Below are 9,657 nucleotides of genomic sequence, written 5' to 3'. Positions count from 1 at the left end.
CACCGACCACATCCCGCTCGCCGAGGCCGCCGACGCCGTCCACCGCCTTGAGAACAAGATCGGCGACCCGATCCGCCTCATCCTCGTCCCCTGACATCTGAACAGAACCCGTAGCTGAACCAAAAGTTCATCAAGACCACCTCGGGCAGGGGTGAGTGGGCGCCGGTGCTTGAGGGAGCGCCGGCGCCCACGGCTGTCGTACCCCTGACAGAGGGGGTGCACCGTTGCGCGGCCCGTTCGCTCGTCTCGGGTGCGCTGCAGAACGGCGTCATGGCCGCCAGCTCGTCGTACCGCCCCTGAGACCGCGTTTGAGATCTGTGATGTCCCTCGATGTCGTGCGGACTGGCTCACTGAAAACGGCGGCCCGTCGAGGCGATCGACGGGCCGCCGTTCGCGTCGGTGTGTCCGAGCCACGCTGCCAGCTGTGTGATGGTCGGGCTCATGGCTGCTGCCCTGTGGCTTTCGGGGTGGGCCCGGGGCTTTGCGCCGGTCGCGGTGCGGTCATGTCGAGCAGGAGCAGGGCGTCGTGGTCCGGGCTGCCGGGTTCGGCGGTGTAGACGCCGATGCGTTGGCCCGGGGTGCCTTCGACGTGCAGGGACTGGGACGTGAGGGTGAGCATGCCGACTTGGGGGTGGTGGAACGTCTTGTGCGCGGGCTTGCGTCCGGTCACCTCGTAACGCTCCCAGAGACCGGCGAAGTCGGGGCTTTTCAGGAGGAGTTCACCGACGAGAAGGGACAGGTCGGGGGCGTCGGGGGCGGCGCCGGCGATGGCGCGCAGGCGGGCGACACAGGCGGTGATCTGCCGGTCCCAGTCGGTGAAGAGGTCGCGGGCCGCGGGGTGCAGGAAGAGGTAGCGGGCGAGGTTGCGGTGCTTGACCGGCCAGTCGTCCAGGCCCGCGTAGAGAGCGAGGCCCCCGGGGTTCCAGGCGAGCATGTCCATGCTGCGGCTGATGACGTACGCCGGGTTCGGGCGGAGTGATTCCAGCAGCAGCCTGAGGTGGGGGCGCACCGTGCGGCCGGGGGCGGGCGGAGGCTCGGGGGCGTAGCGGGCGGCGCGGGCGGCGAGTTCTCGCAGGTGCTGGTGCTCCTGGTCGTCCATGCGCAGGGCGCGGGCGAGCGCATCGAGGACGGAGGGGCTGGGGCGGGTCTCTTTGCCGCGTTCGAGGCGTACGTAGTAGTCGATGCTGATGCCGGCGAGGGTGGCCAGCTCCTCGCGGCGCAGGCCAGGGGTGCGGCGGATACCGGCGCCGACGGTGAGGCCGACGTGTTCGGGGCTGGTCTGGGTGCGGCGGGCGCGCAGGTAGCGGCCCAGCTCGGCGCCCTCGCTGTTCGCGCTCTCGGATGCCATGTCTCCAGTCTCACCGGCTCAGTACCTGCAACGCAGGGGAGAGGGGGGCCCTGTCGTTACCCCTGAAGGGCCCGCCCTGTCACACCGGCGCAATCCGGGCGAAGGTGAATGAGCAAGACGCCGGCACCCCGGCCCCCGCCCCCAGCCACCGCAGGCACGGCCTGCCCGGCCGGGCGAGAGTGAGGGTGCCGGGCAACGCCACGATGCGGAGAGAGCGAAATGCGCTACATCAAGCTGCGTGACCTGGAGGTTTCCCGGATCGGTCTCGGTGCGATGGGGATGTCCCACGGCTACACCGGCTCCGGCACCGACGAGGCGGAGTCGATCAGGACCGTGCACCGGGCGCTGGAGCTGGGAGTCACGCTCATCGACACGGCCGAGATCTACGGCCCCTACACCAATGAGGAGCTGCTCGGACGGGCGCTGAAGGGGCGCCGGGACCAGGTGGTGCTGGCCACGAAGTTCGGTCTGGTCTCCCACGGCGGAAACGGGGCCTGGAACCTGGACTCCAGCCCGGCCAACATCCGCACCGCAGTCGAGGGCTCCCTGCAGCGGCTGGGCACGGACCACATCGACCTGTACTACCAGCACCGGGTGGATCCGAACACACCGATCGAGGAGACGGCCGGCGCGGTCGCCGCGCTGATCGCCGAGGGCAAGGTGCGCGCTTTCGGGCTCTCGGAGGCCGGCCCGGACACGATCCGCCGCGCCCACACTGTCCAGCCGGTCACCGCGGTGCAGTCGGAGTACTCGCTGTGGACGCGTGGCATCGAGGAGCGCGTCCTGCCGGTCCTGCGGGAGCTGAACATCGGCCTGGTGCCGTTCTCGCCGCTGGGACGTGGCTTCTTGACAGGCACCATCCGCTCTGCCGACCAGTTCGACGCCTCCGACTTCCGGCGCGACAACCCGCGCTTCACCGGTGAGAACTTCCAGCGCAACCTCGCGATCGCCGACGATGTGCAGGCCCTGGCCGCCGAGGTCGGCGCCACCCCCGCGCAGGTGGCGCTGGCGTGGCTGCTCGCCCAGGGCGACGACATCGCCCCGATTCCCGGCACCAAGCGGGTTGCCCGCGTGGAGGAGAACACCGCCGCCGACGCGATCACGCTGACCCGCGAGCAGATCGACAAGCTCAGCAGTCTGCCGCCGGCCGCAGGCGACACGCACACCGAGGCGCAGGCACAGATGCTCGAACGCTGATCCGGTTCCCGGCCCACTCCCGCCGCTCAGCGCGACGACCCACCCCCCCCGTTTGGAGTAACACCTCTCATGCGTGCAGCAGTGATGTACGGAGCCGGCGACGTCCGCGTCGAGGACCGGCCCGACCCGAAGATCCTGAACCCCACCGACGCGGTGGTGCGCACGACGGCCGCGTGCGTGTGCGGCAGCGACCTGTGGCCCTACCAGTCGATGCCCGCCACCGAGACCGGCCGCCCCATGGGGCATGAGTTCCTCGGCATCGTCGAGGAGACCGGGGCGGACGTGACCGGCCTGAAGACGGGTGACCTGGTCGTCGCCCCGTTCACCTACAGCGACAACACCTGCGACTACTGCGCCAAGGGCCTGCACATCTCGTGCCCCAACGGCGGCCGGTACGGGTTCGACGGCGTCGACGGCGGGCAGGGCGAAGCCGTCCGCGTCCCATACGCGGACGGCACCCTGGTCAAACTGCCGGTGGCCGCCGACTCAGCACTGCTGCCGTCCCTGCTGGCGCTGTCGGACGTGATGACCACCGGCCACCACGGCGCGGTCACCTCCGGCGTCGGCCGCGGGGATGCGGTGCTGGTCGTCGGGGACGGCGCGGTCGGCCTGTGCGCGGTGATCGCCGCCAAGCGGCTGGGCGCCGAGCGGATCGTGCTCGCGGGCCGCCACGAGGCGCGCACCGGCCTGGGCCGCGAGTTCGGCGCCACCGACGTCGTCGCCGAGCGTGGCGAGGAAGGCATCGCCCGCATTCACGAGCTGACCGGCGGCGTGGACAAGGTGATCGAGGCCGTCGGCACCCGCCAGGCCCTGGACACGGCCCTGGGCGCGGTCTTGGACGGCGGCACCATCAGCCGTCTGGGTGTCCCCCAGTACGAACAGGGCCCGATCGGTCCGGCCGGGTTCATGCGCAACATCACCCTGACCGGCGGCGCCAGCCCCGCCCGCGCCTACATCGAGCAGCTGCTGCCCGACGTCCTCGACGGCACCATCGCCCCCGGCCGCGTCTTCGACCAGACCTTCACCCTCGACCGGACCCCGGACGCCTACCGGGCCATGGCTGACCGCAAGGTCCTCAAGGCCCTCATCCGCCCCTGACTTCCCCCCTCTCATCGCACCCGCACTGCGAAAGGCATTCCCTTGATGCAGACCGTCACCCTCAACAACGGAATCGAGATGCCGCTGCTCGGCTTCGGCGTCTACCAGATCCCCGCCGAGGACACCGAACGCACGGTCTCCGACGCGCTCGCCGCCGGCTACCGCCTGCTGGACACCGCCGCCGCCTACGGCAACGAAGAGGCCGTCGGCCGCGCCATCAAGTCCAGCGGCATCGACCGCAAGGACCTGTTCGTCACCACCAAACTCTGGGTCCAGGACGCCCCCGCCGAGGACAACACTCGCCGCGCCTTCGAGACGTCCCTGAACAAGCTGGGCGTGGACTACCTCGACCTGTACCTGATGCACCAGCCCTTCGGCGACGTGTACGGCCAGTGGCGCGCCATGGAGAACCTCAACCGCGAGGGCACAGCCAAGGCCATCGGTGTCGCCAACTTCTACCCCGACCGGCTGATCGACCTGATCGTCAACAACGAGATCGTGCCTGCGGTCAACCAGATCGAGACCCACCCGTTCTTTCAGCGCGCCGACTACCAGGACCTCATGCGCGAGCACGGCGTGCAGATCCAGTCCTGGGGAGGCTTCGCCGAGGGCAGGAACGACCTGTTCACCCACCCACTGCTGGCCGAGATCGGCAAGGAGTACGGCAAGTCGGTTGCCCAGGTCGTGCTGCGCTGGCTCACCCAGCGCGGCGTCATCGCCATCCCCAAGTCGGTGCGCGCCGAGCGCATGGCCGAGAACATCGACGTCTTCGACTTCCGGCTCACCGAGGAGCAGATGGCCCAGATCGCCACCCTCGACACCGGCAGCTCCCTGTTCTTCGACCACGACGACCCCGAGATCGTCGCCTGGCTCGCCAAGCGCCGCCTGGACGCCTGACCCGAACCTGCTCGGAGGCGGGCGGCAGGCCGCACTGCCGGCCGCTGCTCGCCTGCTCGCCCTGGTTCAGTGACCCGCGTCACACCCGGCTCCTGTCAGCAATCGGGGCGCCATCCCGTTCAAGGGGCACGCGAACGAGACAGGAGCAACGCCATGAAGCACCGCATCGTCGTACTCGGCGCCGGATACGCGGGGGCCTTCGCCGCCGGAAACCTGGCCCGTCGGCTCTCGCCTGTCGACACCGAGATCACCGTCGTCAACGCCGCGCCAGACTTCGTCGAGCGGATGCGGCTCCACCAGCTCGCGAGCGGCCAGAACCTCGCGTTCCGCAAGCTCGCCGACATATTCGCGGGCACCGGAGTGCGGCTGCGCCTGGCGCGCGTCACCGGCGTCGACCCCGAGCGCAGGACCGTCGCCGTGACCGGCGAGGACGGCGGCGGCGAACTCGCGTACGACACGCTTCTCTACGCGCTCGGCAGCTCCGTAGCCGACCATGGCGTCCCCGGCGTGGCCGAGTACGCCTTCGACGTGACCGGCCTGTCCTCGGCGCTGCGGCTGCGCGAGCGCCTGGCCGGCCTGGGCGAGGGCGGCACCGTGCTGGTCGTCGGTGAGGGGCTGACCGGCATCGAGACCGCCACCGAGTTCGCCGAGTCCCGGCCCGACCTCTCGGTCGAGCTGGCCGCCCGCGGCGAGCTGGGCGCCTGGCTCTCCCCGAAGGCCCGCCGTCACCTGCGCCTGGCCTTCGACCGGCTCGGCATCACCGTCCACGAGCACACCGTCGTCGAAGCTGTCGAGCCGGCACGGGCGATCGCCGCCGACGGTACGTCCGTCCCGGCCGACGTGACCGTGTGGTCGGCCGGGTTCGCCGTGCACCCCATCGCGGCCGCCGGCGGCCTGGAGGTCGCCGAGACCGGCCAGATCGTCGTCGACCGCACCATGCGCTCGGTCTCGCACCCGGACGTCTACGTCGCCGGTGACTGCGCCTACGCGATCGGCGAGAACGGCCGGCCGCTGCCGATGTCCTGCGCCTCGGCCGGCTACACCAACATGCAGGCGACCGCCGCGATCATCGCGCGCCTGACGGGCAGCGAGGTCCCGACCACCGGGCTGAAGTACTACGGCAACCACATCAGCCTCGGGCGGCGGGACGCCATCTTCCAGATGGTGGACGGGGACGTCCGGGCGAAGTCCTGGTACCTGGGCGGCCGGATCGCCGTGCGGCTCAAGTCGGGCGTGCTCAAGGGGGCCGGGTGGAGCATCGTCCACCCGACCTTCGGCATGCCGAAGCGCAAGCGCCGCCTGGCCACCGCGCCTGACCGGGGCGGTGTGAGGGTCGCCGCATAGGCTGCTCCGCATGGACAGCGCAGCCATCGATCGGTTCGAGGCCGGCCGGGACCGGCTGGCCTCGCTCGCGTACCGTCTGCTCGGCTCGGCGGCCGACGCCGAGGACGCCGTGCAGGACGCGTTCCTGCGCTGGCAGGCCGCGGACCGGGAACGTATCGAGGTGCCGGAGGCGTGGCTGACCAAGGCCGTCACCAATCTCTGCCTCGACCGGCTCCGCTCGGCGCAGGCGCGCCATGAACGAGCTGTCGGAGACTGGCTGCCCGAGCCACTCCTCGAGGGCGACCCGATGCTCGGCCCTGCCGACACCTTCGAGCAGCGCGAATCGGTGTCCTTGGCCGTGCTGACCCTCATGGAGCGCCTCTCGCCGGTCGAACGGGCCGCATACGTCCTACGCGAGGCCTTCTCCTACCCCCACGCCGAGATCGCCGGGATCCTCGACATCACGGAGTCCGCGAGCCAGCAGCATGTCCACCGGGCCCGACGCCGGGTCGCCGCCGAGCGCCGCGGCGGCGACGAGGTGGACCCCGCGTCCGCGCGCCGCATCGTCGAGGAGTTCCTCGCCGCCGCCACGTCGGGGCGCACCGAACGGCTGGTGGCGATGCTCACCGCCGACGCGACCGTGGTCTCGGACGGCGCCGGACTGGCCAGGCGGCTGCTGCGGTACAAGACGCGCGAGCGCGTCGCCTCCTACGTGCGGGCCGGCTTCAAGCCCACTCCGGCGAAGCGGCGGCTGGCCGGCGGCTCCCTCGCGATGCACATCGCGCTGGTGAACGGCTCCCCGGCCGTCCTCGCCGTGGTCGACGGCCGGGTGGTGGGCGCCGTGGCGTTCGAAATCAGCGACGGCAAGGTCGCGTTCCTGCGCGGCATCGCCGCCGCGGACCGGCTCGCGCGCCTCGATGAGGCCTGGCGGCAGCGCGAACCCGACGCGCCGGTCATCAACGCATGGTGACCAGAGCCGCCGGCCCGTGAAAGGTCGCTGATCAGAGCCCGGCGGGCGCCCTTGTGCGTCATGCCGCGGTGCAGGTCCGGTCACCGAGCCTGAACGCCGTCGGTTTCGTGTTCGACCCCGACCAGCTCCCGGTGAACCCGAAGCCGACCGACGAGCCGGCCGCCACGCCGGCGTTCCAGCTCAGGTTCTTCGCGGTCACCGCCGTGCCCGACTGGGTGTGGTCGGCGTTCCAGAGTTGCGTGATCTTCTGGCCGTCGCCGAAGGACCAGCCAAGTGACCAGCCATTCCACGTGGTTGAACCGGTGTTGCTGAGCTGCACGTCGGCCTGGAAGCCGCCGGACCACTGGTTGGTGATCTTGTACGTTACCGTGCAGGCGCCGTGGGGCGCCGGGTCCGTGCCGCCTCCGCTGTCGTCGCCTCCGCTGGTGTCGCCGTAGACGACGCCCCGGCCATTGGTCGAGACGTACACCCGGCCGTAGATCCGTGGGTCGCCCGTGATCGCCGCGCCGGTCCAACCCCACTGGTGGGCGTCGTCGTTGATGCGCGTCCAGGTCGCACCCTGGTCCGTGGAGCGGAAGATGCCGCGTACGCCGCCGATCCTCGCGCTGGTGTAGAGGGTCTGGTACGAGGCTCCCGGCGCCGCCTTGCCGAAGCCGACGGTGTCGGCCTGGTCGACGTTCGACAGCTTGGTGAAGCTCGCCCCGCCGTCCGTGGAGTGCCACAGGCCGTACGCGCCGTCCGTCGCCCCGCCCGCCAGCCACACGTCACCCCTGGTCCCTGGCAGCGCCTTGAAGCGCACGCTGTCGCCGCTGGGGAGACCGCTCGCGGAGGAGGCGGCGAAGGTGGCGCCGCCGTCCGTACTCACGTAGAACTTCCCGGACTTGAAGCCGTAGAAGGTATTCGGGTCGACCCGGTCCGACTCGACGATCGCCCCGGACGGGATGCCGTTCGACGCCGACCAGGACGAGCCGAATCCGGTCGTGTACTGCACGCCCGTACCTGCCGGACTCCACACGAACCGGCTGCCGTCCGACGCGGCGGCGACCGTGCCGCCACCGCTCACTCCCGAGGGGTCCGTCCCCGCGAACCAGTTGGCGCCGTTGTCCGTCGAGAAAGCGATGTGCGGTCCGGAGTCCAGGTTGCCCACGCGGACCACGGTGTCGGGGTCGGTCTCGGCGAAGTCCAGGGCGGTGGTCGTGGTGAAGGTGGGGGAGGTGTACATCATTGACGGGACCTTGGTGAGGTCGGTGTGGCGGAAGCCGCCGATGTCGCCCAGGGCGCTGAACAGTTGAGCGCCACCCGACGGGGGAGAGGCGAGGTCGTCGACGGCCGTCTCCTCCAGGCCCTGCACCATCGGCTTGACCGTGAACCGGCCGCCGCTGTCCCAGTCGGTCAGGTTCTCGGTGCCGTAGAGCGTGGCGCCCGTCCCGTACATCATGCGGGAGGAGTCGAACGGGTCGATCTCCAGGGACTCCGTCATCCAGCCCAGTTTCGGGGTCTGTTCGGGCGGGGACGGGTTCGCGCCGAAGGTCAGCCAGGGTGACGAGGAGACATCGATCGTGTAGCGGTTCGAGCGGTTGGGGTACGAGGTGTAGTCCCAGGCCTTCGTCCAGGTCGCACCGCTGTCCGTGGAGCGGAAGATCTGGGTGTCCGGCCACCAGGAGCTGTATGCGGTGGCCATGACCGTGCCCGGATGCTGCCGGTCGACGGTCAGGCCGCTGAAGCCGTAGTAGGTGTCGGCCTCCGCCACCGGGCTGATGTCCGTCCAGGTTCCGGTCGCCGTCGCGTACCGCCACAACTGGCCCTTGTCACCGTCGTACGGGCCGCCCTTGTCGCTGTACGCGAGGTACAGGTAGCCGTTCTGCGCGTCCAGGACGCCCTTGTGCGCGAGGTATCCCGTGGGCTGCCCGGGCAGCCGCGTCCAGGTGGCGCCCGCGTCCGTCGACCGGTACACCGCGTTGTCCTTGTCGGCGACCCCGACGTAGATCGTCTGCGTCGCGTTCCCCGCCGTGCCCGTGGACTCGTCGAAGGTGACCCAGACGATCCCCTGGTTGTCGTCGGCGTACCCGCTCGAATCGCTCGGATCCTGCTGGTAGTCGCCGGGGTTCGGGAAGCTCGTCACCTGCGACCAGGTCGCCCCGGAGTCCGTCGACCGCCACAGCCCCTTGCCGCTGGGTGCCCCCAGATACAGCACGCTGTCCTTGTTCGGGTCGATCGCGAGGCGTTCGCCCATGCCCCGACCGGGCATGTTGCCGCCCAGCTTGAAGGGGAGGTCGGCCTTCTGCCAGTCGGCACCCCGGTCGGTGGAGCGCAGCACCGCGCCGTTCCCGGGATCCCAGCTGTTGGTGTACGTGCCGACCGCCGCGTACACCTTGTCCGGGTCGACGGAGTCCGAGGCCAGGCTGACGACGCCCGTGTGGCCCCAGTCGTTCCAGCCGACCGAGTCCAGCAGCGGTGTCCAGGTCTTCGACGACCCCTGCCGGCGGTAGGCGCCGCCGATGTCGGTGCGGGCGTAGACCAGGTTCTTCTCGGAGCGGTTGAACACGATCCCGGGGACGAAGCCGCCGCCGTCGATCCGGGCGTTCTTCCAGGTGTACGTGTCGGCGGCGAACGCGACCTGCGGGGTGCCGTCGGCGGCGAGTGCGGGCGGTGTGCCCGCGAGCAGGCCGGCCGCGAGGGCCAGCACGGCGGTGAGGATGCGGGTTCTTCGCATGGTGGGGGTCCTTCCTGCAGGAGGAGGGCATGAGAGCCGGGCGGTCCCCAGTGCGGGTGGGGACCGCCCGGCCGACGGTGCGGTGTCGCGCCCCATAGGGGCGCGGGGCCG

7 protein-coding genes are annotated in these 9,657 nt (G+C 70.6%); 5 read left to right on the top strand and 2 right to left on the bottom strand.

The window, feature by feature from the left end:
• Positions 1–439: 439 nt before the first annotated feature.
• Complete coding sequence (locus tag ACIF83_RS10055) at positions 440–1,348, bottom strand: helix-turn-helix transcriptional regulator (RefSeq protein ID WP_399725165.1); 909 nt, start codon at positions 1,346–1,348, stop codon at positions 440–442.
• A gap of 219 nt (positions 1,349–1,567) precedes the next feature.
• Here ACIF83_RS10055 and ACIF83_RS10050 point away from each other — a divergent pair, with 219 nt between their 5' ends.
• The 5 genes from ACIF83_RS10050 (at position 1,568) to ACIF83_RS10030 (ending at position 6,833) form a co-directional block, all read left to right on the top strand.
• Positions 1,568–2,545: an aldo/keto reductase gene (locus ACIF83_RS10050; protein ID WP_393484751.1), complete on the top strand. Its 978-nt coding sequence runs from the start codon at positions 1,568–1,570 to the stop codon at positions 2,543–2,545.
• Between the two features lie 69 nt (positions 2,546–2,614).
• Entirely contained in the window at positions 2,615–3,643 is a 1,029-nt protein-coding gene (locus tag ACIF83_RS10045; protein ID WP_399725162.1) for a zinc-binding dehydrogenase, read from the top strand.
• 45 nt (positions 3,644–3,688) lie between these two features.
• Complete coding sequence (locus tag ACIF83_RS10040; RefSeq protein WP_399725159.1) at positions 3,689–4,540, top strand: aldo/keto reductase; 852 nt, start codon at positions 3,689–3,691, stop codon at positions 4,538–4,540.
• Positions 4,541–4,693: 153 nt separating this feature from the next.
• Positions 4,694–5,884 (top strand): NAD(P)/FAD-dependent oxidoreductase, encoded by a 1,191-nt coding sequence (locus tag ACIF83_RS10035; protein ID WP_399725156.1) that lies wholly within the window; start codon positions 4,694–4,696, stop codon positions 5,882–5,884.
• Positions 5,885–5,894: 10 nt separating this feature from the next.
• Entirely contained in the window at positions 5,895–6,833 is a 939-nt protein-coding gene (locus ACIF83_RS10030; RefSeq protein ID WP_393484747.1) for a sigma-70 family RNA polymerase sigma factor, read from the top strand.
• Positions 6,834–6,891: 58 nt separating this feature from the next.
• On the opposite strand, the gene ACIF83_RS10025 is transcribed toward ACIF83_RS10030, so the two are convergent.
• A complete protein-coding gene (locus tag ACIF83_RS10025) occupies positions 6,892–9,546 on the bottom strand; it encodes a cellulose binding domain-containing protein (protein ID WP_399725153.1) in 2,655 nt (884 codons plus the stop codon).
• Between the last annotated feature and the right edge of the window lie 111 nt (positions 9,547–9,657).

It is taken from the genome of Streptomyces sp. NPDC085866, from assembly GCF_044541035.1.
GTDB lineage: Bacteria > Actinomycetota > Actinomycetes > Streptomycetales > Streptomycetaceae > Streptomyces.
The sequence above is the reverse complement of the archived record's forward strand: the minus strand, read 5'-3'. Positions and strand labels throughout refer to the sequence as shown.